The sequence below is a fragment of the Pedobacter sp. 05T44 genome (assembly GCF_056395985.1).
The window spans coordinates 36,947-62,647 of the sequence record NZ_JBFTKO010000010.1; the positions used below are offsets into that span (position 1 = coordinate 36,947).

The 25,701-nt window shown below is 38.7% G+C and carries 23 protein-coding genes, 1 tRNA gene and 1 other RNA gene; 9 read left to right on the forward strand and 16 right to left on the reverse strand.

Going from position 1 to position 25,701, the window contains the following annotated elements; all coding sequences use genetic code 11:
* Position 1: 1 nt before the first annotated feature.
* Positions 2-820: an AraC family transcriptional regulator gene (locus AC1DDK_RS15975; protein WP_288879340.1), complete on the forward strand. Its 819-nt coding sequence runs from the start codon at positions 2-4 to the stop codon at positions 818-820.
* A 39-nt stretch (positions 821-859) separates the two neighbouring features.
* Positions 860-2,407: an FAD-dependent monooxygenase gene (locus AC1DDK_RS15980; RefSeq protein ID WP_288879341.1), complete on the forward strand. Its 1,548-nt coding sequence runs from the start codon at positions 860-862 to the stop codon at positions 2,405-2,407.
* On the opposite strand, the gene AC1DDK_RS15985 is transcribed toward AC1DDK_RS15980, so the two are convergent.
* From AC1DDK_RS15985 to AC1DDK_RS16005, 5 genes are all read right to left on the reverse strand, one after another.
* On the reverse strand, positions 2,379-2,930 hold the full coding sequence (locus AC1DDK_RS15985; protein WP_337716230.1) for a dihydrofolate reductase family protein: 552 nt from the start codon (positions 2,928-2,930) through the stop codon (positions 2,379-2,381). The genes AC1DDK_RS15980 and AC1DDK_RS15985 overlap by 29 nt on opposite strands.
* 66 nt (positions 2,931-2,996) lie before the next feature.
* Positions 2,997-3,755: an AraC family transcriptional regulator gene (locus AC1DDK_RS15990; RefSeq protein WP_288879342.1), complete on the reverse strand. Its 759-nt coding sequence runs from the start codon at positions 3,753-3,755 to the stop codon at positions 2,997-2,999.
* A gap of 27 nt (positions 3,756-3,782) precedes the next feature.
* Complete coding sequence (locus tag AC1DDK_RS15995) at positions 3,783-4,319, reverse strand: GNAT family N-acetyltransferase (protein WP_172662937.1); 537 nt, start codon at positions 4,317-4,319, stop codon at positions 3,783-3,785.
* Between the two features lie 38 nt (positions 4,320-4,357).
* A complete protein-coding gene (locus tag AC1DDK_RS16000; protein ID WP_172662938.1) occupies positions 4,358-4,603 on the reverse strand; it encodes a hypothetical protein in 246 nt (81 codons plus the stop codon).
* A 104-nt stretch (positions 4,604-4,707) separates the two neighbouring features.
* Entirely contained in the window at positions 4,708-5,469 is a 762-nt protein-coding gene (locus tag AC1DDK_RS16005) for a response regulator transcription factor (RefSeq protein ID WP_172662939.1), read from the reverse strand.
* A 160-nt stretch (positions 5,470-5,629) separates the two neighbouring features.
* Between AC1DDK_RS16005 and AC1DDK_RS16010 the strand changes: the two genes are divergently transcribed.
* Together AC1DDK_RS16010 and AC1DDK_RS16015 are read left to right on the forward strand one after the other, a co-directional pair.
* A complete protein-coding gene (locus AC1DDK_RS16010; RefSeq protein ID WP_172662940.1) occupies positions 5,630-6,349 on the forward strand; it encodes a DUF3667 domain-containing protein in 720 nt (239 codons plus the stop codon).
* Between the two features lie 5 nt (positions 6,350-6,354).
* Positions 6,355-6,540, forward strand: coding sequence for a hypothetical protein (locus tag AC1DDK_RS16015; protein WP_337716234.1), 186 nt, complete (start codon positions 6,355-6,357; stop codon positions 6,538-6,540).
* A gap of 57 nt (positions 6,541-6,597) precedes the next feature.
* Here the strand turns inward: AC1DDK_RS16015 and AC1DDK_RS16020 are convergent, their stop codons facing one another.
* The 7 genes from AC1DDK_RS16020 to AC1DDK_RS16050 all read right to left on the reverse strand — a co-directional run bounded on the left by AC1DDK_RS16020 (position 6,598) and on the right by AC1DDK_RS16050 (position 13,924).
* The gene (locus tag AC1DDK_RS16020; protein ID WP_216854484.1) at positions 6,598-6,888 is read right to left on the reverse strand and encodes a hypothetical protein; all 291 of its coding nucleotides are present in this window, start codon (positions 6,886-6,888) and stop codon (positions 6,598-6,600) included.
* A gap of 661 nt (positions 6,889-7,549) precedes the next feature.
* Positions 7,550-8,446: a helix-turn-helix domain-containing protein gene (locus tag AC1DDK_RS16025; RefSeq protein ID WP_337716236.1), complete on the reverse strand. Its 897-nt coding sequence runs from the start codon at positions 8,444-8,446 to the stop codon at positions 7,550-7,552.
* A gap of 535 nt (positions 8,447-8,981) precedes the next feature.
* Positions 8,982-9,884 (reverse strand): NmrA family NAD(P)-binding protein, encoded by a 903-nt coding sequence (locus AC1DDK_RS16030; RefSeq protein ID WP_337716238.1) that lies wholly within the window; start codon positions 9,882-9,884, stop codon positions 8,982-8,984.
* Positions 9,885-10,016: 132 nt separating this feature from the next.
* On the reverse strand, positions 10,017-10,892 hold the full coding sequence (locus AC1DDK_RS16035) for an NmrA/HSCARG family protein (RefSeq protein WP_337716240.1): 876 nt from the start codon (positions 10,890-10,892) through the stop codon (positions 10,017-10,019).
* A 240-nt stretch (positions 10,893-11,132) separates the two neighbouring features.
* Positions 11,133-11,738: an NAD(P)H-dependent oxidoreductase gene (locus tag AC1DDK_RS16040; RefSeq protein WP_337716242.1), complete on the reverse strand. Its 606-nt coding sequence runs from the start codon at positions 11,736-11,738 to the stop codon at positions 11,133-11,135.
* A 42-nt stretch (positions 11,739-11,780) separates the two neighbouring features.
* Positions 11,781-12,665: an NmrA/HSCARG family protein gene (locus AC1DDK_RS16045; protein ID WP_337716244.1), complete on the reverse strand. Its 885-nt coding sequence runs from the start codon at positions 12,663-12,665 to the stop codon at positions 11,781-11,783.
* A 413-nt stretch (positions 12,666-13,078) separates the two neighbouring features.
* Entirely contained in the window at positions 13,079-13,924 is an 846-nt protein-coding gene (locus AC1DDK_RS16050; RefSeq protein WP_337716246.1) for a helix-turn-helix domain-containing protein, read from the reverse strand.
* Positions 13,925-14,008: 84 nt separating this feature from the next.
* On the opposite strand from AC1DDK_RS16050, the gene AC1DDK_RS16055 reads away from it, so the two are divergent.
* Entirely contained in the window at positions 14,009-14,866 is an 858-nt protein-coding gene (locus AC1DDK_RS16055) for a sugar phosphate isomerase/epimerase family protein (protein WP_337716248.1), read from the forward strand.
* Positions 14,867-15,029: 163 nt separating this feature from the next.
* Complete coding sequence (locus AC1DDK_RS16060; protein WP_337716250.1) at positions 15,030-16,277, forward strand: site-specific integrase; 1,248 nt, start codon at positions 15,030-15,032, stop codon at positions 16,275-16,277.
* Positions 16,278-16,358: 81 nt separating this feature from the next.
* Here AC1DDK_RS16060 and AC1DDK_RS16065 read toward each other — a convergent pair.
* Both AC1DDK_RS16065 and AC1DDK_RS16070 read right to left on the reverse strand, forming a co-directional pair.
* Positions 16,359-16,431 (reverse strand) — tRNA-Lys (locus AC1DDK_RS16065).
* 224 nt (positions 16,432-16,655) lie between these two features.
* Positions 16,656-17,483 carry an alpha/beta fold hydrolase gene (locus AC1DDK_RS16070; RefSeq protein ID WP_337716252.1) on the reverse strand — a complete coding sequence of 276 codons (828 nt, stop codon included), beginning with the start codon at positions 17,481-17,483 and terminating at the stop codon, positions 16,656-16,658.
* 163 nt (positions 17,484-17,646) lie between these two features.
* On the opposite strand from AC1DDK_RS16070, the gene AC1DDK_RS16075 reads away from it, so the two are divergent.
* Entirely contained in the window at positions 17,647-18,189 is a 543-nt protein-coding gene (locus AC1DDK_RS16075) for a D-glycero-alpha-D-manno-heptose-1,7-bisphosphate 7-phosphatase (protein ID WP_337716254.1), read from the forward strand.
* A 98-nt stretch (positions 18,190-18,287) separates the two neighbouring features.
* Here the strand turns inward: AC1DDK_RS16075 and fsa are convergent, their stop codons facing one another.
* A complete protein-coding gene (gene fsa / locus AC1DDK_RS16080) occupies positions 18,288-18,950 on the reverse strand; it encodes a fructose-6-phosphate aldolase (protein WP_048905467.1) in 663 nt (220 codons plus the stop codon).
* Between the two features lie 138 nt (positions 18,951-19,088).
* Positions 19,089-19,188: signal recognition particle sRNA small type (ffs, locus tag AC1DDK_RS16085), an RNA gene on the reverse strand.
* Between the two features lie 454 nt (positions 19,189-19,642).
* On the opposite strand from ffs, the gene gltB reads away from it, so the two are divergent.
* Together gltB and AC1DDK_RS16095 are read left to right on the forward strand one after the other, a co-directional pair.
* Complete coding sequence (gene gltB, locus AC1DDK_RS16090) at positions 19,643-24,154, forward strand: glutamate synthase large subunit (RefSeq protein WP_172662951.1); 4,512 nt, start codon at positions 19,643-19,645, stop codon at positions 24,152-24,154.
* 3 nt (positions 24,155-24,157) lie between these two features.
* Complete coding sequence (locus tag AC1DDK_RS16095) at positions 24,158-25,624, forward strand: glutamate synthase subunit beta (RefSeq protein WP_172662952.1); 1,467 nt, start codon at positions 24,158-24,160, stop codon at positions 25,622-25,624.
* The last annotated feature ends 77 nt before the right edge of the window (positions 25,625-25,701 follow it).

The following is a 25,701-nucleotide window of genomic DNA, read 5'->3' on the forward strand; positions in this document are numbered from 1 at the left end:
CATGCACCATCAAGAATTTGAACCTCCTGAAGAGCTACAAGATATCATAAAGTGCTTTTGGTACAACAGAAAAGAATCTGGAGAACTGGAATCGAGTTTCGAGGTAGTGCCTGATGGCTACGCTGAAATTATTTTTTATTTTGGAAACCTTTATAGCATTTCTTATAATGATGGTTTACAGCCATTGCCCTCACCGTTTATGATGGGACTGCTAAATCAACCTGTTCTTTTTAATACACAAAACCGCTTGGAAATCATTGGTATCAGGTGCTTTCCATGGACTGTTTTCGATTTGCTTGGATTGCCATCCGGTAAAGATGGGCTGCGCATATTTGAACATCCGATAGCCCGGCTTCAGTTGACTTTGAATAAATTGATTCATGCCAATAGGATAGATGATGCGATAGCCCATGTAAAACAGTATTTCTTAAATGAACGCTCTCAGATTGGCCCCGACAATACCTTATTCAAAGCGGGAGTTGCTATGAGAGAGGCAAAGGGTGCTATTTTGGTAAGCGAGGTAGCGGCGGCGGCTCATGCAACGGTTCGTACATTGGAAAGGAGATTTAAGCAATCTTCTGGCCATACAGTTAAAGACGTGTCTGGCCTGATGCGTTTTGAGGAGGTACGAAACCGGTTATGGCATTACCCGGAATCCAACCTTGCCAGCTTGGCCCAGGAACTCGGCTACGCGGATCAAGCGCATCTTAGCAAGGAATTTAAGCGCTACAGTGGCACTACACCAGGGGTATTTGCACGAAAGGCAAAGAAAGGAAAACAGACTGTCGGCAGTGATTTTGTCGCGTTTGTACAAGCCTAACGCAGGAACATTCCAGAATTTTGTGTTTAAATAAATCATATGAAAACACAAAATAAATCCATTTACGATGTCATCATTTCGGGTGCAGGACCTGTAGGTCTGTTCCTTGCCTGTGAACTAGCACTTGCCAAATGTTCAGTCCTGATACTGGAAAAGGCGGAGAATCCGCAGTCTCCATTGAAACAACTTCCTTTCGGGATACGAGGACTCTCAGCACCTACTATTGAAGCGCTTTACCGCCGTGGTTTACTTGAAGAGCTAGAGCTGCATAAACAGCTTAAAAATCCACATCAAAATGCAAAGGAAGGGGCACAAAGGCAGGGAGGACACTTTGCTGGTATTCCATTTCTTGCCGTCAATGTTGACACTTCACAATGGGCGTATCGTTTACCTTGCTCTACCCAGACTAATTTAATTTCTGAGATGCAGGAGATTGAAACAGTTTTAACCCGCCGTGCAGAATCTTTAAATGTACAAATCAGGCGCGGGCATGCCATTACTGACTTTAATCAAACTGCGGATGAGGTAGCGGTTCAGTCTGGTGATCAATCTTTTAAAGCTAAATGGCTGGTAGGTTGTGATGGGAGTCGAAGCGTTGTCCGGAAGATTGCTGGTTTTGAATTTGCAGGCACAGAACCGGAATTCACCGGTTATTCTGTAAAAGCGGATATAGCTAACCCGGAAAAGCTCAGCCCTGGCCGAAATGTGACTGCAAGAGGCATGTATATGCAATCTCAGCCTGGCTATGTACTAATACAGGATTTTGATGGTGGAGCATTTCATCACTCGGGAAATCCAATCACGCTCGAACATATTCAAGAAGTGTTGCGCCGTGTGTCGAATACCGATGTAACGATCAGCACCCTCCATATTGCCACCACCTGGACCGATCGGGCGCGGCAGACCACAACCTACCGCAACAGGCGGGTGCTTTTAGCTGGCGATGCTGCACACATCCATTCGCCGTTAGGGGGACAAGGGCTTAACCTTGGGCTAGGCGATGCCATGAACCTGGGTTGGAAGCTTGCAGCAACCATCAATGATAAAGCCACAGATGGTTTGCTAGACACTTATTATACCGAACGGCATCCAATTGGCGCACAAGTTTTGGATTGGTCACGCGCACAGGTTGCAATTATGAAACCAGACCCGCATGCTCGCGCGCTGAATGCAATTTTTCGCGATTTGATCAACACGCGTGAGGGCGCCACCTATTTTGCAGGAAGGGTATGGGGTATCAACATACATTACCATTTAGGAGGAATCCACCCGCTGGTAGGGCACAGCGTTCCCAACTTTGAGTTCGAAGATGGTACTACGATTGGTGAGCTTATGCGGGATGGCCATTGGACACTTCTTGATTTTGACAAGAATGTTTTAATAAAAACTTTGGCAACTGAATATGGCAATCAAATCAACTTTATATCTGGACAAGTGAAAGAACAATTCGGCCTAAGTGTTGTGTTGATACGCCCTGATGGAATTATCGCCTGGGCTTCTGATAATGAAGCTCATGAAAACTCATTTAGACAAGCAATTGCATTTTGGATTACAGGCGTCACATCGGAGGCCATTGATCGTTGTTGATACGGTAATTGAGCGATACCAAACCACTTTCATAAGTCTTGCTTTTTAGAAGAGTGAGTTTGGTTCGGTTATCCTTTTTGTGGAACAGGGTTTTACCATCACCAAGCAGTATAGGATGTACTGACAACCATAATTCATCGACAAGGCCTTCTTTCATCAGGGCATCGGTAAGTTCAGCACCACCATATAACCATATATCTTTACCTGGTTCTTCTTTTATCCTTCGCGCTTCAGTAATGCTATTGTCAGATATAAGTATGGCACCTTCTTTTACTGTTTTCAATGTTTTAGAAAATACATATTCTTTCATTGCAGGCATTCCGGGAACTATTTCTCCGTTATTGCTATCGGCATACTGTTGCGCTATCTCGTAACTTTTACGGCCAATAAAAATGGCATCTATGCGGTCAAAGAATTCGTTTAAGCCATAGTCCTGGTCCGTAAAGCACCAATCATATTCACCGTTAGGTCCTTCAATATATCCATCCAGTGTTATTGCTAATCCTAATATTAATTTTCTCATATCGCTAATGTTTTTGTATTGCAAAACTGCAAAGATTAAATTAACTCAAATTGTACAAAACGGACATCAATGAATAATATGTTGCGCATGAGTGAATTTACCAGGAGCATATCCAGTATATGTTTTATAATCACGATTAAAATGAGCCTGGTCATAGTAACCGCTTTTATAAGCAATTTCCGTAAGTGAGAGGGCTGGGTATTTTTTTATATAGTGAAGTGATTGTATGAACCGGTACACACGCAAATATTCTTTGGGTGATAGGCCAATACATTGCAGAAATTTTCGTGAAAGATGGCGCTGACTGACACCAGCGTCGTTTGCAAGCTTACTTACAGACAACAAGCCACCGGAAAATTGCGCCTGCTGCAGGCAATAGGCTACCTGCAAATCGTTTTTAGCTGTGGTTAATTGTTGCAGCAAATAGTTTTGCAGTATGCCTACACGTGTTTCATTGTTACAGGCACAGGCTAGATTATCTTCTATTTCTTCCGCCAGATTATTCCATATATCGGATAAGGCAGCTGTAGTGTCGGCTAATGTATGAATGGGTATCTGAAAGAACTTATATGCCATGCCAGGATGGAAACAAACAGCAAGGCAACCTGCCCCTTTGCGCATCTGGACATCCATGGGCCGGCTCATACGAAAGCTAACGATACTACGCTTGTGCAGTTCATCGCCAATGATTGCCACTGGCGTGCTGGTGTAATTCACAAATAACTCAACACAAGTATCAGGTAATACTCGTATATGACTTATATCTGTGCCTTCATCACAATCCATAGTACATATCACTTTGACATAGGGCCGGAGGCTCGTCATGATATCGTATAATTGAATACGCATAATTTAAAACAGCTCCATAGTCAATTTGTGATGTTCATACCAGTAATGGGGGACAAGGTCATAATTAAATATCTCTTTTTCTATAAAGCCGCATTTTTTTAGAACTCTTTGGGATTGCAAATTATCTATATCAGCTATAGCATAAATTGAAGGAAGTTTAAGTTCGTTAAAACCATATTCTACTGCTGCTTTTGAAGATTCAGTCGCATAACCTTTTCCCCAATGCTTCTTTAGAAATCTATAGCCTAGATCATGATAGTCTTTATGGCCATTGGTTAAATCAGTGATTAATTTAAATCCGCCCCAACCTACAAAATCACTCGATTCTTTTTCAATTATTGCTAGCCGTCCCACTCCGTTGTCAACATATTGTTGTCTAATGAATTTTATAACATCTTTAGCCTGTTGAATATTTTTAATTGGATTTTTTCCGAGGTGCTGATGCACTTCGGGATCAGAATCTAAACTAAAGATGCCTTCGACATCAGTTTCTAATAATTCTCTAAAATAAAGTCGCTCGGTTTCAATAAACATCTTCATTCTCAAACTTATTAATATTAAATGGAATTAGTTTTAGTTCACAAAGGTGTACCAGAGATTTCCTTTATTATTTTTATACTGAAAGAATGCCTGCCCATCAGCCACCTTTGGATTTCGTCCGGATTGATGTCAAGAGAGACAGCAAGGTCATTTGCCGAAAGGCCTTTATCTGCTAATTTTTTTGCTGTTTTATTGGCAATGTCCAGATTCAGCTGCGTTAATTCTTCTATAGCAGGGTTGCCGCTTTCTTCCAACCAGATGGATACAAAATCGTTCTTTTCCATTTATGTTTGTTGTAATTGTTTAAGGCATTCAGGGCATTCCGCACCGTTTGTTCATTTTGGCTGCAAAACTAGTAAACAGAGATGAGATCTATAGCCTATACAAGCTAAATAATCTTGTTGTTAACAGTGTAAGAAAGGGCTTCAACAATATTACTCACACCTAAACGCTCAAAAATCCGTCTCCTATAATACTTCACTGTGTCAGCAGAAACAAATATTTTTTCTGCAATTTGATTAATTGTTAATCCTTGCGCATGCAAACGCAATATCTCGATCTCCCTTTTTGTGAGTTTAGGTTTCTCTGATTTACGCCAAACATTATTTTCTATATTTAATTCCCAGGTTTCATCTGTGCCTTGTTTATGAATACAAACATTGCCTGCATTTTTATGATGTGAAATAGAAACGATGCACATTGCTTTCCATAACTGATCATCGCTTGTCAAAAACAACGGGGTAAGCTTATGATTGATGAGAATATGCTTACCATCCTTATTAACTAAATGGAAATCGTAAGTTATGCTATATGATTTTTTCGCGTGACCAGGCAGTTTTTTATAGAAATCAAATCCTGCATCATTAATGAGGTTTAGCAGTTCCAAATCTCTTTCAGGAACATTTTTAAAATAGAAATCATAACCCATCTCCAACACTTCCTCAGAAGAATACCCGCATAAAAACAATGGGTTTTCTGAAACGTATTCAAACGCCATCTTTTCATAATCAATAACATATATACTCTCATATGTTAACCTTGCAAAAGACTTTACGACTTCCAAATAATGTTGCTGTTGAAGATGGTCGTAATCTGATATTCTTTCAACCTTATTCTTGGTAAGCAGGCTTGAATTAATGTTGCTTTTCATTAGCTACTAGGGCTTATTAGCAAATCTACACTAAAGTGTAGTTTTTGAGATTTTTTTTGTGCGGATTTTTACAAGAAACATTTTTCGCATAGCTAAGAGAGAGCTATCCCAAAATGGTATGAAACCACACTAACGGCCAAAATACAGACATACAAAACAAATGACAAATTGTAAAACCTGCAACCTCGAATTAACTTCAAAATACTGTCCAAACTGCGGACAACCTAGTCAGCTTAAAAGAATTGATGGACACTACATTATTCATGAAATTGAACATGTTTTGCATTTTGAACGTGGGATCCTATACACTATAAAAGAACTTATAGCAAATCCAGGACAGAACGTAAGAAACTATCTTTCAGATAACAGAAGTCGACTTGTTAAGCCAATAATTTTCATTATTGTTACATCTCTTATTTATTCAACATTTAGCAACTTTTTCCATATTGAAGATGGTTATGTAAATTATTTAGACGATCATAAATCTACAACGAGTGCAATTTTTAAATGGATACAGGGACATTATGGTTATGCGAATATAATCATGGGTATTTTTATTGCATTATGGACAAAGCTATTTTTCAGAAAATATAAATTAAACATTTTTGAAATTTTAATCCTTCTGTGTTTTGTGATTGGAATGGGAATGTTGATTTATTCAGTTTTCATAATTATTCAAGGTTTAACACATTTTAACCTAATGCAAACTGCAGGTATTGTTGGGTTTGTTTATACTACTTGGGCAATTGGACAATTTTATGAAAAAGGAAAAGCCATTAATTATGTGAAAGCATTTTTTGCTTACATTTTAGGTATGATCACTTTTGCATTGACGGCAATAATGATTGGGGCAATAATAGACACAATAATTAGACATTAAAACTTATGAGCATTAAAAAAGGGCAATCATTCTTATTCCTAATTATAGCAATTATTTTAGGATGGACTATTTTTAAACAGTTTGATTTTGAAAATTTGAAATTTGAAAAACCAGCATTAGCTATTGTATATATATTGACTTTTGTAATGTCTGTTTACTTTCTTGTTAAAAACGTTAAAAGAGAGGAATAGCAGCCAACCTAGGTTGGCTGTGATGATACTCCAACTGCGCCTTGCTTATATTCTGCTTTACCAAATAAACTTATAGTCGTCTATACGATCTGATTTCACAAAACGCGTCAGCTTACCGTCGTGGAAATAAAAGAATAAATAAGGTTCAGCATTGGCGATAATTACTCCTCTGGAGATAATACGATAAATATTTGTGCCATTATTATCGAGTGACATCAATTCCGCAGAGCGGTTAGCTTGTTTGAATTCATTTTCTGACATGCCGATCTTAATTGAGGATTCTTGATATGACATACTCTTGCAGCCTAAAGCTATTACCGCCAGGCAGATTAAAATTATTTTTTTCATATGTGTTTATTTGTGTGTAATGAAGTGGGTTCAATAATTATGCCTTTTAGTATCCCTAAAATATATAAGGACCCATAGTTTTGAGAAAGACAAATAAAACGCTGATTGTCAATATTTTTATTTCGCGTAACTTTTTGGAATTGATCCCTTATTCACACCTCCTTCACATCAAATCCACAAACAGGTACCTTTTTGTGAAAAAAGTGTGCCTAATGTGTGTTTGATGTGAGAACAATGATACTACTTTTGGCATTTATCTATTTTGGTTATACAAACCAAAACCAGGCAGCTATAGGATTCCGTTTCTTTTTTTTTTGGAGGGGGAGGGTACTAAAACACAAAAACCTGCAATAATCTAACTTGCAGGTTTTTGTGTTGTTCTTTGTGATCCCGCTGGAATCACTTTATATCGATAAAATCCGGTTAAATGGCGTTATTTCAAAGGGTTTTAAAATTGGGGTCCTGAATGGGGCACCATTTTATTTGACCTGTTTTGATGTGTTTTAAAGAACTTTTTGTGTGATACAAATATAATCATTTAGTAGGATTTGGCCAAGGCTATCGTCAATTTTATTATGCTGATTCCAGTTTTCCAAACCTCTAAAAGAATCTCTACCAAGATTTTTAGAAAAAATCAGTAACTAAATGTATTAATATTTGACTAATTCAAGAACTGATTTCTATATTCAGTAGGGGTAATCCCAACAGCTTTTTTAAATAAGCGTGAAAAATAAGGGGGATTTTCAAAACCAAGTTGAAATGCAGTTTCTGCTACAGTGTTGTCCGTACTCATCAATATGTTTTTTGCCTCGATGATTAGTGCTAAATGAATGTGGTCTATGGCAGTCCTGCCGGTTTCCTGTTTCAATAGATCGCTAAGATATCCTGCCGACAATGATAACTGAGATGCCATATATTTTACCGTTGGCAATCCATGCTTTTGAAGGTTTCCGCTCTCAAAATATGCATTTAGGATTTCTGTAAACTTAGAAATTATTGTGCCAGACAGAATAGTCCGGTTCAAGAACTGCCGATTATAAAATCTTGACGAATATTTCAGAATGGACTCAATATAGCCAATCATTATCTCTCTACTGAGATTATCCTGGTTGTTATAATATTCCTCACGTATTTTATTAAAGAGATTCCAAATGGTTTCTTCTTCTTTAGGGGATAGATGTAGTGCCTCATTAGCCTCGTAATCGAAGTAGCCGTATTTTTTAATTGTTGCATGAAGTGGATGATTGATCAAATAATCTTCATCTATAAAGATGATGAATCCGTTATCTTCTAATTCAATGTCATTCATCTGTATGATCTGATCGGGTTTCATAAAAAACATAGAACCGGTATCGCTATCATACTTGGTCTTTCCGTACATAAGCGTGCCAGATTTCATCTTTTTTAAAGCAATCTTATAAAAACCCAGTGTGAATTCCGAATAAACAAAATTGCAGCCTTTTATGTCTTCAAATGTTAGAACACCAAGCAATGGATTTTCCGGTGGAGGAAATCCGTTTGTTTTATACATCTCGGTTATAGTCTTAAAATGTTTCATGTTTAATCTACTGAAATTTACAATTATTTTTCAATGATAAATTTAAGATTCCCTTTTTCCAATGATTCTTTATCTGAAAGGGATATTAATTGGTCTAATATCAGATACCTACTTATTAAACAGACAATGGATTTTTATCGAAAACCATTGTCTGTCCGGGTATTTAATGGCCCACCCCTTAAGTTTAATAATGGCTCCAAGCGCTTTAAGTTAATCAGGGTCAAGCTGATTGACAGCAAGAATTTTGTTGTCTAATCAACTGAGTCAGTTTATATTTCTTTATAGTTTAAATGACGAATATCTCTGGCAGGTGTAACCGGAAGACAAGCAGTTACTCACGTCCTTTCATTTCGTCCAAGCCACCGTCATCCTTCGGCTATGATCAATTAAGTCCTGCCCCAGTCAGAGGGTCGATCAACGCATCCAATTCGAACCTGCTCTTGCCAACCCTTCTGCGAGGTAGCGGTACAGGCGACCTTAAGGCTAAAATCTATAACGCGCTGTCTTAGGCCAATGATGTGCCGTAATCAGACAGCTACTGCCCAATACCCGAAATCAGCTCCTGCCGATGCTTCAGAATCCATTGCTTAAGGGTCATGGCTTGCTGTCCGGTTACATGCGGAACATCATTTCGAACGCTTCCGATATAGCCCATCCGCCCATCCACCACCTGACGCATGACCTCGACGCCGCCATCCGCATACCAGGTCTCTACCGGGATACTTGCCGACGTGAAAACAGCCTGAAATTCCGCAGGGCCAAGGTGGTTGGGAGTAATTTCTTTATCCAGGATGTCGCTTAGAAGTATGGAGAGCTCAGCGCCTGTGGCAACATCGCTACTTAACCAATAGTCTTTCCCAGCGTGCCTGGCCGGCCCCTCCCGAAGCGCGGTAGCCGCAACTAGAGCAACATCCGCTGCGGCCACCCAACCCATCCGGTGCTCGTTCCAATAAGTGGTGAGGGTATCACCCTTTAGGTATAGGGTGAGTATGTTTTCCATAAACGTATTTGGATGCAGGAATGTCCAGGCCATTCCGCTAGCTTTGATATAAGCCTCAACCAGTTGATGCCAGGCGAAGGCTGGGCTCGTGCAATCCCATTCTCCAAACACACCCAGATGCACTATATACTCAACGCCGGCTTTCCGTGCTGCATCCAACAGTGTCTTGCTCTGTGTAAGCATGGCAACTGTGTATCCGGTCAGAAGAAATATTCGATCTACACCAGCCAGCGCAGCGCCGAAAGTTCGAGGATCGTCCAGATCAAGGTGAACGATATCTTGCCCCTCTGCACGCCTACGTTGAACCTCTTCCAATCTGCGGGAAGTCGTCCTGACGTTAAGGTTTGAGCTCCCTTCTAAGTGAGAGAGCAGTTTCTTACCTACTTGCCCACTGGAGCCTAGAACAAGCACTCGCGTTTTAGCCTGACTAATATCCATTGAATTTTTCTCCTATTATTCTTTAATGTTATTCTTTAATAAATTTCCACACGGAAAGCACATTCCGCAGAGCGTGCACAACTTCGATGACATTCCACGCTATAAGCTTATTTTACTTTTCGCCCGCGAATTCTATTTATTTTGATTTAACCATTCGTCAAATCTTACATATTCACCGGTAGCAATTTCTTTTGCCAAGTCAATCCTTGACGCTGAATCAGGTCCCATGTAGGTGTATTTTTCCCAATATCCGAACAGTTCTTTCAATTCCTTTGTTCTGTTAGATACAGTTGCAAATACTTCACCAGGGATTACTGTATAGGTGTATTCCTTACCTTGTCTTTTATAGGCTTCGAGAATATTGTTAAAGCTGTACAGTTCCGTTGCAAGCGCAAGGTAATTGCCATTGCCAGCTTTTTCAGGCTGCAAAAATGCACCAGCCACAACTTTTCCCATATCGTTGATATCTGACCAATGGATTACTTCTTTTGTAGGGTCAAGTGACAGCATCCAACCAGTTGTGCCGTCTTCTTTTTTCTGCGGTGCAAGCGGACCTATAAGGTTTTGAAAATAGAATGGAGCTTCAACAAATGTAGTGTATTTGAACCCTGCATTTTTCACCACATCATCTACCTTTGATTTATTTGAGAAATGTGGAACCTCAAATTCACCGTTACTGATTACTCCTACATCAGGAAGTGTTGACCAGACAAAATGCTGCACCCCTGCTTCCTTAGCTGCTTCCACGGCATTTTTTCCTTGGGTAATTTCGTCTGCACCTGCCCAATAGTCGGTAACCACAAATACACCATAGGCATTCTTAAAGGCAACTTTTAATGACTGTAAATCGTCCAAATCTGCAAAAACTGTTTCATGTGCCTTGCCTGAATATTTTTCAGGATTACGGGTTGTTGCTCTTACATTGAAAGATCCTTCCTCTACAAGTGTATTTACCACACCCTTACCTTGTGAGCCTGTTGCCCCAATTACTACAATTGTTTGTTTCATAATTTCACATATTTAAATTATAAAACAAAATTAGGAGATGGGTTAATTTGCCAGTTATACAAAACAAGGGAGATACGATACATTTTAAGGATACGCCTTTAAAAAAAATAAAACCCCAGTAAATACTGAAGTTTTAATGATGTATTGGATGTGCTACGATTTTGTTAAAGTAATAGACCAATCATATAAAATATAATCAAAGCCATTTTACAGGCAGTTTCTTGTAACATTTATATGTTACTAAAGATTAAAGGCGGTTTTAAGATAAAGCGGATATTTTTCCAGATCACTTTTTACGTTCCCATCTTTAAATATATCAAAACAATTATAATCGGGCACAACTTCAGCACCACAAAATCGGTAATTGGCTGTAATAGCTATTAATACGTCAGCAGTACTTCTGCCTTCAAAAAGATACTGTGCTGGATCGTCAAAACTTGCCTTTGGTGCATTCCAGGTAGCAGATACCATAAATTTCTTCTGCTGTAAGTTTCCACCAGTTCCATATTGCTTTGTTAAATCTGCTCTGGTTCTTCCGTCTCCGTTCAAAAATCTGAAATTTTCTCTGCCACTGTTAAAGACATCGTCGGCATATTTTTTATAAATCCAGGGAGCCCCAAACCAGTTGATAGGAGTCTGCAAAATGATAATATCTGCCACTAAATGTTTTTCAACCTCTTCGTTTGCATCATAACCATTTTCTACTTTCGTTTCCAAAACTTCAAACCCGTTGGCCTCAAAAAAAACCTTGGCAATAGTCTGAAGGGATTCATTGAGTACTCCTTCACTAAAATTGGGATAATTTAGATGGGTATTGATAAGCAGTACTTTTTTATTCTGATTCATTTTAACTGGTAATTATTGTTTACTGATTGATATCTTATTTTACTACTTATTTTGATTTAACCATTCGTCAAATGATACATATTCACTGGTGGCAATTTCTTTGGCAAATTCAATTCGTGCCGCTGAACCTGGCCCCATATAGGTGTATTTTTCACAAAATCCAAACATATCCGTTACTCCCTTTCCTCCTTCCATTAGACTGGAGAACACTGCACCCGGGACTTGCGCATAGCTATACGTATTGCCGTGCTTTTTATAAACTGCGATAATATCGTCAAAGCTGTACAGCTCTGTTGCCAAGGTAAGGTAATTGCCATTGCCTGCTTTTTCAGGCTGCAAAAATGCACCAGCCACAACTTTTCCCATATCGTTGATGTCTGACCAATGGACTACCTGTTTTGTCGGATCGAGCGGTAGCGTCCAACCGGTTGTGCCGTCTTGCTGCGGCTGTGGTGCAAGCCAAGCGGCGAGATTTTGGAAATAGAATGGAGCTTCTACAAAAGATGTATACTTAAATCCTGCATTCTTTACTGTATCATCTAGCTTTGATTTATTTGTAAAGAAAGGAACATCAAATTCACCGTTGCTTATTGATTCAACGTCAGGAAGTGTTGACCATACGAAATGCTCTACTCCGGCTGCTTTTGCTGCTTCCACTGCATTTTTGCCCTGGCCAATTTCGTCTGCACCTCCCCAATAGTTGGTTACTACAAATACGCCATAAACATCCTTAAACGCTTCCTTTAATGACTCCAAATCAGTTAAATCAGCGTAAACTACCTCACTTGCCTTGCCCGAATAATTTTCGGGATCACGGGTTGTTGCTCTTACATTGAAAGTACCTTCCTGTACAAGGGTATTAACCACACCCGAACCTTGTGAGCCTGTTGCTCCGATCACTGCTATTGTTTTTTTAAGATTGCTCATAATTTTATGTATTTAATTATAAGACAAAATTAGGGGATGAGTTTAGCTGCCCGTTATACAAATCAGGGAAGACGTGATACATTTTAAGGATAGGATTTTTTGAAGTTTTTATTTAAGAATAACAAAAGGGACCGCCCTTATGAGAAGAAACAGGAAATGACAGGACAATGCGATTGCGGTAAGCTTCTTTAAATACTGAAAACTGTGATGGTCCGATCAAAAGTTCAGACCAGGGCACAGGCGATAATGGAAATATGCAATTACATCATTGTATGTTACGATAGAAAAAGAAGGTATTCCGCGATCGGTTAAAGATCAGCAGTTATATTGACGAAGATCATAAAACGAGTACAAGTTGCCTGAAATGTCTTTACATTGCCACTGCGGCTAAAGATAAGTTATATTAGCTTTAATTATTTGTGAGTGTTAGCTATTCTGTAGTCAGTTGGGTTTACCCCGGTCAGCTTTTTAAAAACCTTTGATAAATGACTGACATCGGTAAATCCAAACTCATCTGCAATCTGTTTCAATTTGAGCCCTCCAATAGCTATTCTCTTTTCGATGAGCTTGATCCGGTAATTGTCAAGGTATTCCTGATAAGCTATTCCAAAGTTTCTTTTAAAATAGTTGCTGAAATATCTAATTGAAATGTTGAAATGTGAAGCAACCGCCTTTACTGTTATCATTTCCCTACAATAGATATTCTCATGGAGGTAGGATAAAATCTGTTCGTTGTTAGGGTCATTATTTATAACCATAATTGCCTCTACTGGCATCGATTCTTTTATAATGCCGAAGATTCCCAGCAGCAAATAAAAAACAACAGCTGAATAAGCAACATTTTTCACCTTATCGTAGGCAAGTAAGCTATTTATAAGGTTTTTGAGGATCCCGGAATGAAGACTGCCCATTTCTATTTTAACTTCCTTTAGGAAGCGCAGTTTCATTATGGCTTCTGGCGTACTGGAATAGTACTCGTCGGGAGCAAGGTGTCTGTTCGAATTAAAATAAGCTTCATTAAATTTGATATAGGTAAAGGTGGTGACCTCATTAATTTCAAAAAAATGCTCGTCTCCCGGAGCGATTAAAAACAGGTCACCACTTTCATATGCCAATGTGTTCTCATTATATAAATGACTGCCCTTTCCATTATTGATGTACACGATTTCAAAATGGTTATGCGTATGGCGGGAACAGCTTTCACTTAAATTTTCCTCGTGCTCAATACTTAGTGGCTCAAACTGTTTTAGGATTTTCATCTATTAATTATACTGATAATTGAAACAAATATACCTTAATTTTCAGGTTTCAAGAAGGAACTTTGCTTTATAAAATTTATAGAAATGAAAGAGATAGAATTATTGGCAGCTTATTTTACCATAGCTGGAGACATACATCCCTTTGGTCCGACTGAGATCAGTCCGTTTGATTTTAGGTTCCGGGTTGAAGCAGCTTCTAAAGTTGGCTACAAGGGAATAGGATTGGTACATGCTGATCTGATGGCTACCATAGATAAGATTGGCTTTTCAGAAATGAAAACTATCCTAGAAACAAACGGTATCAAACATTTGGAGTTTGAGTTTTTGGACAATTGGTTCGAAACGGGGGAAGCCCGCAGAACATCCGATAAAATGAGACAGGAACTTCTCCATGCGGCGGAAACCTTGGGGGCAAGAAATATAAAGATTGCACCGGGTCTTTTTAGGGACGATATCAATATCCCGTTAATGTCCGAGGAGTTTGCTAAAATAAGTCAGGAGGCGGCAGATGCAGGTACCACTATTGTATTGGAGATCATGCCATTTAGTAACGTAAACTCAATAGATACAGCTCTTGAGATTGTACAGGGTGCAAACCACCCTAATGGTGGATTGCTTTTAGATGTGTGGCATTTGAGTCGCGGCGGTATAGCCTTTAGTGAGATTGAAAAAATCCCATTGGAGTTTATCGGTGCAGTAGAATTGGATGATGCGGATAGATATCCAATAGATCCGCTTTGGCAGGACACTATCCATAAACGGAAACTGCCTGGACAAGGCACCCTTGATATTCGCGGGTTTATAAAAGCAATACAATCCAAAGGATATAAAGGACCTTGGGGGGTAGAGGTGCTTTCAGAAGTTATTCGCAAACTTCCGTTGGAGGAAATGGCCAAGTCTACTTTTGATACATCAATCGCCCAATTTGACGGCATGGGATAAGACTGATTAGTAAAAGTCTACATGGTAATAGCGTGTAGACTTTTTTAGTGCAACCTCTGTACCATACTTGAATAAGTTGACTTTTGGTCAACCTATAGGCAGATGACCCTTAACAAGATAAGTAGCTAAATTTTTATACTTGAATTAAAATTCAAGTATATCTATGGCATCAGTAAAAGTCTATCCCAGACTGGATAAAATCAATAAGAACGGCCAGGTGCCGATCTATCTACGTCTAACCAAAAACAGAAAATCAAAGTACATCGCTCTCGATGTCTACATCAATCCAAAAGACTGGAATGAGAAAACAGGTAAAGTAAAACCAGGTGCAAAGAATGCTACTCAAATAAACAGTTTCATTTCTTCCAAAGAAGCAGAAGCAGAAGCTATCTCTCTGGAGATGGAAACCAAATCCAAATTCATTACTGCTTATGATATCAAGTCCAGGATCATTGGGAGCCCTCCAGCTGACTTTTTTGAGTTCATGTCGAATAGGAGTAAGGCACTATCAGAAGAGTTGAGTATTGGAACGATTAGGCGGTTCAATGGCATACTTGGCAAACTGAAAAAATTTACAAAACGAGACAAGCTGTTCTTTGATGAGATCAATGTCAAGTTTATAAGAGACTTCCAGCAGTTCCTGATTGAGGAACTAAAGAATCACAACAATACTGTGCATTCCAACCTGAAAGTGGTCAGGAAAATGATTAGTGATGCAATTGACGAAGAGCTGATGCCGGCAGAGAAAAATCCATTCAATAAGATCAAACTGAAAGGACAAAAGACCTTCAGAGAATTTCTCCTAGATGACGAGCTGGAGAGAATTGAAAGCCTGGATTTGGAGCATGGTTCCATCATCAACCATCATCGAAACCTTTACGTTTTCAGTGCATACTCCGGAGGCGTCCGGATCTCCGATCTGCTAATGATGCGCTGGAAGAATTTCAATGGAAAACACCTCTACTTCCAGGTCAAAAAGACCAAAGAGGATCTGAGTATCAAACTACTTAAAAAGTCACTCGATATACTTCAGTTTTACAAAACCTATCAGCGTAAGAGTGACACTCTTGATCCGGAATCATTCATCTTCCCGTTGCTTAATATAGCTACTGATGAAACTGATAAACTGAAACTTTTCAATGCAATTTCATCAGCGACCGCCTTCACAAATAAAAGTCTCCGCAAAATTGGCATTCTCGCAGGCATTAACAAAAAGATATCCTTCCATACAGCCAGACATAGCTGGGCGGTAAGAGCTCTGCAGAAAGGAATGCGAATTGAATACGTTTCAAAATTGATGGGTCACGCCTCGGTAAAACATACAGAAGTTTACGCGAGAATATTGAACGAAGAACTGGATAAAGCCATGAATATTTTCGATAAAACTCAGAAGCTAAAAAAAGTAGTTTAGTGAATGTTTTACCTATGTTGTACCTGTAAACAACAATGCCCTGCAACTATTTAAGTAACAGGGCATTGATAATTTCGATTGTGATCCCGCTGGGATTCGAACCCAGGACCACTACATTAAAAGTGTAATGCTCTACCAGCTGAGCTACGGAATCAAAGTTCTTATTTGGAACTTTCCTCTAAAGCGTTTCCGTTTAAAGTGGTGCAAATATAGGATTACGATATATATTCTGCAAATAATATATCCAGAAATCGCATAGTAAGCTGATTCCTAGCCTTATTATTTACATTTAATCTTTTCTTCACCTTCAATTAATATTCCCATCTCTATAAAAAAGGCAAATTGCGATTAAACAGTAGGACAGAGCGCCACATATTTTTACAGAAAATTAAGCAGCAATTTATTGACCTCATCTTTATGGGTAAGGAATACGCCATGTGATGCACCTTCAATAACATGATATTCTGAGTTGGGCAATAGTGAAGAAGTTACATCACTGGTAATGTTAATAGGTACAATTTTATCATCATTACCGTGAATAATCAATACAGGAATGGTGATTACACTTAAATCTGTTCTAAAATTAGTTTCAGAGAAGGAACGAACACATTCAGTGGTAGCTCTAGGACTGGCAACAATTGCAAGTTGATGCATCCAGTTTTGAATTTCCTGGCTAACTGGTTTGTTCTGCCCGTCTACACTAAAAAATTGTCGCCCAAATTCTGTTAAAAAAGCAGGTCGGTCATTTTGCAGGCCTGCAATCATACCATCGAATACTTCACGGGGAACACCCTCTTCATGGTCTTCTGTTTTCAAAAGCAAGGGAACTACAGAACTAATCAATACAGCTTTAGTAACTCTAGATGATCCATATTTACCTAAATACCTAACCACTTCGCCACCACCCATCGAAAACCCTACAAGGGTAACATCGTTTAGGTTTAGTGCTGTAATTACCTCGTGTAAATCGGCTGCAAGTGTATCATAATCATAATTATGCCATGGTCTGTCTGATTGACCAAAACCACGTCTGTCGTATGCTATACATCTATATCCTGCGTTTACCAGGGTATTTACTTGATATTCCCACATCTCATGAGATACCGGCCATCCGTGGATCAAAACTACAGGTTTACCTGTACCTAAATCTTCAAAAAATATATTAACTGATGAACTGTTCTCGGCGTTCTTTTTAATGTATGGCATAATCGTATATATTTAAAATTTAACTCTTCTAATAACATAGCCAGAGGTCATTTGTTTAATAAAAACAAACAATATCTGGCCACAATAAACTTTATATTCTCATATTTGGAATATTAAACTAACCCATAAGGTATAAAAATACCGAGAGGAATAACTATAAATAATGAATAAAGCTATTTTTTTGGATCGCGATGGCGTTCTTAATCACGAAATTCACGATTACATTACCAAACTAGAAGATTTTGAAGTATTGGAATATCAGATTCCTCCCTTGAAAAAACTATATGACGAGGGCTACTTGCTAATCGTAATTACAAATCAAGGTGGAATTGCTCAAAAGCGTTATACTGAAGAGGCACTGGCCGAAATGCATAAAGTTCTTGCTCAAAAATTTGAAGATCAGGGTGCTTTAATAACGCATGCATACTACTGTCCTCATCATCCAACTATTTCTGGCGATTGCGAATGCAGAAAGCCTAAATCAGGAATGCTACTAGAAGCTATCGCTAAATACAACATTGATCCGGCCCTTTCTGTAATGATTGGCGACAAACCAAGGGATGTTGAAGCTGCAAACGGAGCAGGGGTAAAGGGTATAGAGATATTACCTGATGAACAAATAGATTACAATCTTGTTAAAGAAGTACTTGCAGGGAATGAATTTCAAACACTTAGTGCAGGAATATTAGCCAGAGATAAAGACTAAGTCTTCACCCGACCGAACTTAAGCAATTATATATAAATCACATAAAAAAGGCTGGGTCATAAATTATGATCCAGCCTTTTTTATGCGTTAAAGAAACACTATTTTGCTTCTGAAGCTTTTTTGTGATCAGCAAGGAACTGAGCTAAACCGCTATCAGTTAATGGGTGTTTTAACAAAGCCGTAATTGCAGATAAAGGACCTGTAATTACATCTGCACCTAATTTAGCACAATTTACAATATGCAACGGACCGCGGATAGAAGCAGCTAAAATTTGAGTAGGGTAACCGTAGTTGTCAAATATTAATCTGATATCTTCAATTAATTGTAAACCATCAGTAGAGATGTCGTCTAAACGACCTAAAAATGGAGATACATATGTTGCACCCGCTTTAGCAGCTAATAATGCCTGTCCGGCAGAAAAAATTAAAGTACAATTGGTTCTGATACCTTTAGATGAAAGATATTTAATTGCTTTAACGCCATCTTTAATCATAGGTACCTTAACAACAATCTTTGGATCTAATTTAGCTAAAGCTTCACCTTCTTTGATGATTTCATCATAGGTGGTAGATATCACTTCTGCACTTACATTATCATCTACGATAGCGCAGATGGCCTTGTAATGCGCAATTACGTTAGCATCGCCCGTAATACCTTCTTTAGCCATAAGACTAGGGTTAGTGGTTACACCATCTAAAACACCAAGATCTTGGGCTTCTTTTATTTGATCAAGATTAGCTGTGTCAATAAAAAATTTCATGTTATTTAATTTAGCAAATTGGTTAATGTTATAAGTTGTCAATTAATAAACGCCTAAATTAGGTATTTACATTGAAGTCTTTTAAGAAAAGATGGAAAAAATAGGAGAGGAGAGCCTTTTTTTACATTGAAAGTAAAAAAAGGGCAAGCACCTCTTATCGCATCGCTACAACTTTCTACCCTTGCTTCGTTCCCGACCTGGGGGAGTTCAAAAGGAGCTGATCGTAAAAGACTTGCCCGCCACAAAAGTAGCAAAAGACCTGAATCTACGAAAGGAAAATCACTAAATATTTCAACTTTTTAAAGGAAATAAAGATAATCAATTGACGTTAAAGAGATTGAGTTTGTAAATAATTTAATATTTCCCTTATATTTAGATAACCTTACAAGGGAACACACTAGATTAAATAGAAGAAAATCAAAAAACCGACAGCAAAAAACAAGAAAAATTGCGTTTAAAGCACGTAAAGCCATTTGTAATTATTTTGTTATGCAAAATAATTCTAAATAACACCATTACCAACATCATAAATTAAAACGATGTAATTTACTAATATGATAATTAAGTACGCACTTCATTGCCAAGTACTGCTTTTTTTCTAAAAAATATGTGAATATTATAATTCCTTGAATTTTATTCGTATCTTAGTGTCCTAAATACACTATACCAAAACTAATATTTAAACGAGACTTATGGAACCAAAACAAGATAACCAAGGGTTATATGACCAGCGTTTTGAGCACGATGCCTGCGGTATCGGATTTGTTGCCCATATAAAGGGCAGGAAATCACAGCAAATTATTTCTGACGCTATAACCATTCTTGAAAATCTTGATCACCGCGGGGCTTGCGGAGCTGAAATCAATACAGGTGATGGGGCTGGTATTATGATACAAATACCCCATGAATTCCTGTATGACGAGTGTCTCAAAATCGGATTCAGTTTAAATGAATCTGGAGATTACGGCGTCGGAATGCTATTCCTACCCAAAGATGTGAAGGCAAGAGAAGAATGTAGGGAAATTATTTACCGCGCTGCCGAAAAACTAAACCTGGAAGTTCTGGGCTTTAGAAAGGTAATAACCAATACAGAAGGTATTGGCGATATGGCCTTGTCAGTAGAACCGGAAATGGAACAGGTATTTATTGCCCGTCCTTATGCAATTGCAGCAGGTGCAGATTTTGAACGTAAACTGTACGTATTTAAAAACTACCTGTCTAAAACAATTAATAATACTGTAAAAGGTATTAATGGCGACTTTTATATTGCTTCTTTTTCGTCAAGAACAATTGTATATAAAGGTCAGCTAACTTCACTGCAAGTTAGAAGCTATTTTACTGAGCTTAGCGATAAACGTGTGGTTTCAGCTTTTGGTTTAGTTCACTCGCGTTTTGCTACAAACACTTTCCCTTCCTGGAGGCTGGCACAACCTTTCAGGTATATCGCTCATAATGGAGAGATCAATACTTTGCAGGGTAATCTGAACTGGTTCAGAGCAAGTGTTAAATCTTTTGCTTCTTCTTACTTTACTCCTGAAGAATTAAATATTTTACTTCCTGTAATTGATGAGTCTAACTCAGATTCTGGATGTTTAGACAATATAGTAGAATTACTACTTCACTCTGGTCGTTCTTTACCACACGTTCTTATGATGTTAATTCCTGAAGCGTGGGATGGTAATGACGATATGGATGAACTGAAACAAGCTTTTTATAAATTCCATGCTACTTTAATGGAGCCTTGGGATGGACCAGCGGCAGTTTCATTTACCGATGGAAACCTTATAGGTGCTACATTAGATAGAAACGGACTTCGTCCGCAAAGATATGCCATCACTGAGGATGACCGTGTAATTATGGCATCTGAGGCTGGCGCACTAGCTCTTGACCAAAGCAAAATCATTGAGAAAGGAAGATTAACTCCTGGAAAAATGTTTGTGGTAGATATGGAGCAAGGCAGAATCATTAGTGACGCTGAAATTAAACAACAGGTATGTGGTAGCAAGCCTTATGGCGACTGGATCAATAAATACCAAATCAGACTGGAAGAACTTCCTGATCCAAGATTAGTATTTAGCAATCTGTCTCAGGAGTCTATTTTTAGATACCAACAGGTTTTTGGCTATAGCAGAGAAGATATTGATCTAATCTTAAAACCAATGGCTCAGGACGGCAAAGAACCAATTGGTTCAATGGGTACTGATATTCCTTTGGCTATCCTTTCTCAAAAACCACAACACTTAGCCTCATACTTTAAGCAGTTATTTGCCCAGGTTACTAACCCACCAATTGACCCTATCAGGGAAAAAGTGGTAATGAGTTTAGCCGGTTTTATGGGTAATAACGGTAATATATTGGAAGAAAATGCAATGCAATGTCATTGTGTAGGCATTAAACATCCTATATTAACCAACCTTGAACTTGAGAAATTAAGAAGTATAGATACCGGAGTATTCCAATCCAAAACACTACAAACTTATTTCAGAGCAGATGGCAACCCGGGTGCATTAGCTAAAGGTATCGAAAGGCTTTGCCGCTATGCTGTTGATGCTGTTGAAGATGGTTTCCAGGTAATTATCCTTTCTGACAGGGCTCTTGATTCTGAGCATGCTGCCATTCCTTCGTTATTAGCTGTTTCAGCCGTTCACCATCACTTAATCCGTAAAGGATATAGAGGTGCTGTGGGTATTGTGGTTGAGGCTGGTGATGTTTGGGAAGTTCATCATTTTGCAACTTTAATTGGTTTTGGTGCAACTGCAGTAAATCCTTACCTGGCTTTAGAAACTATTGCTGGTTTTGAAACTGAACTTCAAGAGAAAAAAGAAAAATTATTCCAAAATTATATCTACGCGGTTAACAATGGTTTGTTAAAGATATTCTCTAAAATGGGTATATCTACATTACAATCGTACCATGGTGCTCAGATATTCGAAATTCTTGGATTACATAAAAGTGTAGTAGACAACTACTTTACCGGAGCTGTTTCAAGAATCGGTGGATTAGGCTTAGACGAAATAGCTAAAGAAACGTTGATTAAACACAACAGGATCTTTAAACTAGCTAACCGTCCGGATGCTATTTTACCTACTGGTGGTAACTATAAATGGAAACGTAAAGGTGAACAGCATTTGTTCAACCCTCAAACCATCCACTTGTTGCAAAACGCTACAAGGAAAAATGATTACAGCACTTATAAGCAATACTCTAAACTGGTAAACGAGCAAACAAACCAGGCTTATACAATAAGAGGTTTATTTGAATTCAGTTACAATCGCCCGGCTATTTCTTTAGAGGAGGTTGAACCAGTTGAAAATATCTTTAAAAGATTTGCTACCGGAGCAATGTCGTTCGGTTCCATCTCTCACGAAGCACACTCTACATTAGCTATTGCAATGAACCGTATTGGTGGAAAAAGCAATACCGGTGAGGGTGGTGAAGATGAGTTGAGATATGAAGTGCTTGAAAATGGTGACTCAATGCGCTCTGCAATTAAGCAAATCGCTTCTGCACGTTTTGGTGTAACTAGTTACTACCTTACCAATGCAGATGAGTTACAAATTAAAATGGCACAGGGTGCAAAACCTGGTGAAGGTGGTCAGTTACCTGGACACAAAGTAGATGATTGGATTGCAAAAGTTCGTCACGCTACTCCGGGAGTAGGGTTGATCTCTCCTCCGCCACACCACGATATTTATTCTATCGAGGATTTGGCACAGTTAATATTCGATTTAAAAAATGCTAACAGAGAAGCACGAATCAACGTAAAACTGGTTTCTAAAGCTGGTGTTGGTACTATTGCTGCAGGAGTAGCTAAAGCACATGCTGATGTAATTCTGGTATCAGGATTTGATGGTGGTACAGGTGCATCTCCGTTAACTTCAATACAACATGCTGGTTTACCTTGGGAACTTGGATTAGCTGAAGCGCACCAAACGCTTGTTAAAAACCGCTTGCGTAGCAGGGTTGTGTTACAAACAGACGGACAGCTAAAAACAGGTAGAGATATTGCAATTGCAACTTTACTTGGAGCCGAAGAATGGGGTGTTGCAACTGCAGCTCTTGTAACCGCAGGATGTATTATGATGCGTAAATGCCATTTAAATACTTGCCCTGTTGGTGTTGCTACTCAAGATCCTAACTTAAGAAAACTATTTACAGGTGAAGCGGATCACGTAGTTAACCTATTCTATTTCTTGGCTCAGGAGTTAAGAGAAACAATGGCTGAACTTGGTTTCAGAAGCGTTGAAGAAATGGTTGGTCAATCTGACGCATTAAAAGTACGTGCAATAGCTCAGGAAGACTGGAAACAAAAAGACCTTGACCTTTCTGCAATTTTATATAAAGCACCAGATAATGGATTAAGCTTATTTAAAACAGAAGATCAGGATCACGGATTATCAGAAATTCTGGATCACGAATTAATCAAAGCTGCACAGCCTGCATTATTTAACAAAGAGCCTATATATAAGGAGTTCGAAGTTAAAAATACCAACCGTGCAATTGGCACCATGCTTTCAAACGAAGTTTCGAAAATATACAAATCACAAGGTTTACCTGCTGATACCATCAATTTCAAATTCAAAGGTTCTGCTGGTCAGAGTTTCGGAGCATTTGCTACTAGAGGTATCTCATTACATCTTGAAGGCGAGGCCAATGATTATGTAGGTAAAGGACTTTCGGGAGCAAGATTATCGATTTTCCCTTTCAGTACTACTAAATATGTACCTGAGCAAAACATCATTATCGGCAACGTGGCTCTTTATGGTGCAACTTCTGGTGAGCTGTTTGTAAGAGGGCAGGCGGGTGAAAGATTCGCGGTACGTAACTCTGGTGCAACTGCTGTTGTAGAAGGACTTGGAGATCACGGTTGTGAATACATGACTGGCGGCGAGGTATTGGTTATTGGCGATACAGGTAGCAACTTTGCGGCTGGTATGAGCGGTGGTATTGCATGGATCTATAATGTTAAAGGTGATTTTGCAAACAAATGCAATAAAGAGATGGTAGATCTGGATCCTCTTGATGAACAGGATGAACTACGTATCACTCATTTATTAAAGAAACATCTTCAGCTTACAGAAAGTAGTGTAGCTAAATTCTTGCTAGACGACTGGGCAACACAATCTGCACATTTCATCAAAGTATTCCCTAAAGAATACAAAGCAGTATTAATGAACAAAAGTAACAAACTGAAAATATCTTAAATAATGGGAAAAGTAACTGGATTTTTAGAATACGAAAGAACTGCTCCTTTAAAAGAAGATGCAAAAGAGCGTTTAAAACATTATAATGAATTCGTAAAGAATTTTGAACTGGAGGAAGTTAACAAAGAAGCAGCCAGATGCATGGATTGCGGTGTTCCTTTCTGTCAGTCGGGTTGTCCTTTAGGCAACGTGATTCCTGAATTCAATGAAGCTGTATATAAAGGCGACTGGCATCTGGCCAGCACTATCTTACTGAGCACAAACAACTTCCCTGAATTTACAGGAAGGATTTGCCCGGCACCATGCGAATCAGCATGTGTACTTGGAATTAACAAATCACCCGTATCAATTGAGGAAATAGAGAAACACATTATTGAAATTGCCTTTGATAAAGGTTATATTAAAGCAGAGCAACCGCTAATCCGCACTGGTAAAAAAGTAGCTGTTATCGGTTCAGGACCTGCAGGTTTAGCTGCTGCTGCTCAATTAAACAAAGCCGGACATGAGGTAGTTGTTTACGAACGTGACGACACACCAGGTGGTTTGCTTAACTATGGTATCCCAGATTTTAAATTACAAAAAGATGTTGTAACAAGACGCATCGCTTTAATGGAAAAAGAAGGTATCGTATTTAAATGTAACTCAAACGTAGGTGTAAATGTTGAATTGAATACCTTACTTAGAGATTTTCAATCAATTATTCTTGCTGGTGGATCAACCATTCCAAGAGATCTTCCTGCAAAAGGAAGAGAGGCGAAAGGTGTCCACTTTGCAATGGATTTCTTAAAACAACAAAACAAACGAGTTAAAAACTTCGCAGTTGATGGTGAAGCTATATTAGCAACCGGTAAAGATGTAATTGTAATTGGTGGTGGTGATACAGGATCTGATTGTATTGGTACTTCTAACCGTCAGGGTGCAAAATCGGTAACTCAATTTGAAATTATGCCGATGCCTTCGCAACAACGTACCAGCAACATGCCTTGGCCAACTTACCCAATGTTGTTAAAAGTAACTTCTTCTCATGAAGAGGGATGCGAAAGAGGATGGGGAGTAAATACCAAAGAGTTCATCAAAGACGAAAACGGAAATCTGAAAGCTGTAAAAGTTGTTGATGTAGAATGGGAAATTGACGCTAATGGTCGCCCGGTAAACTTCAAAGAAAAAGCAGGAACAGAACGTGATCTTCCTTGTCAGCTTGTTCTTTTAGCTATGGGTTTTTTACATCCTCAAAAGGAAGGATTAATTGAAAATCTTGGTGTTGAGCTTGACAACAGAGGAAACGTAAAAGCTGAAGAAGGTAAATACCAAACCAATATTGCTAAGATCTTTGCTGCCGGTGATATGCGCCGTGGACAATCATTAGTAGTTTGGGCAATATCTGAAGGAAGAGAAGCGGCCAGAAAAGTAGATCAATACTTAATGGGACACAGTAGTTTGCCATCAAAAGATGGTATTCCATACGCTTAAGTAGAGGTATAAATATTATAACAAACAAAAGGCTCCGGTAAATATACCGGAGCCTTTTGTTTGTTGCTGCGTTTCTA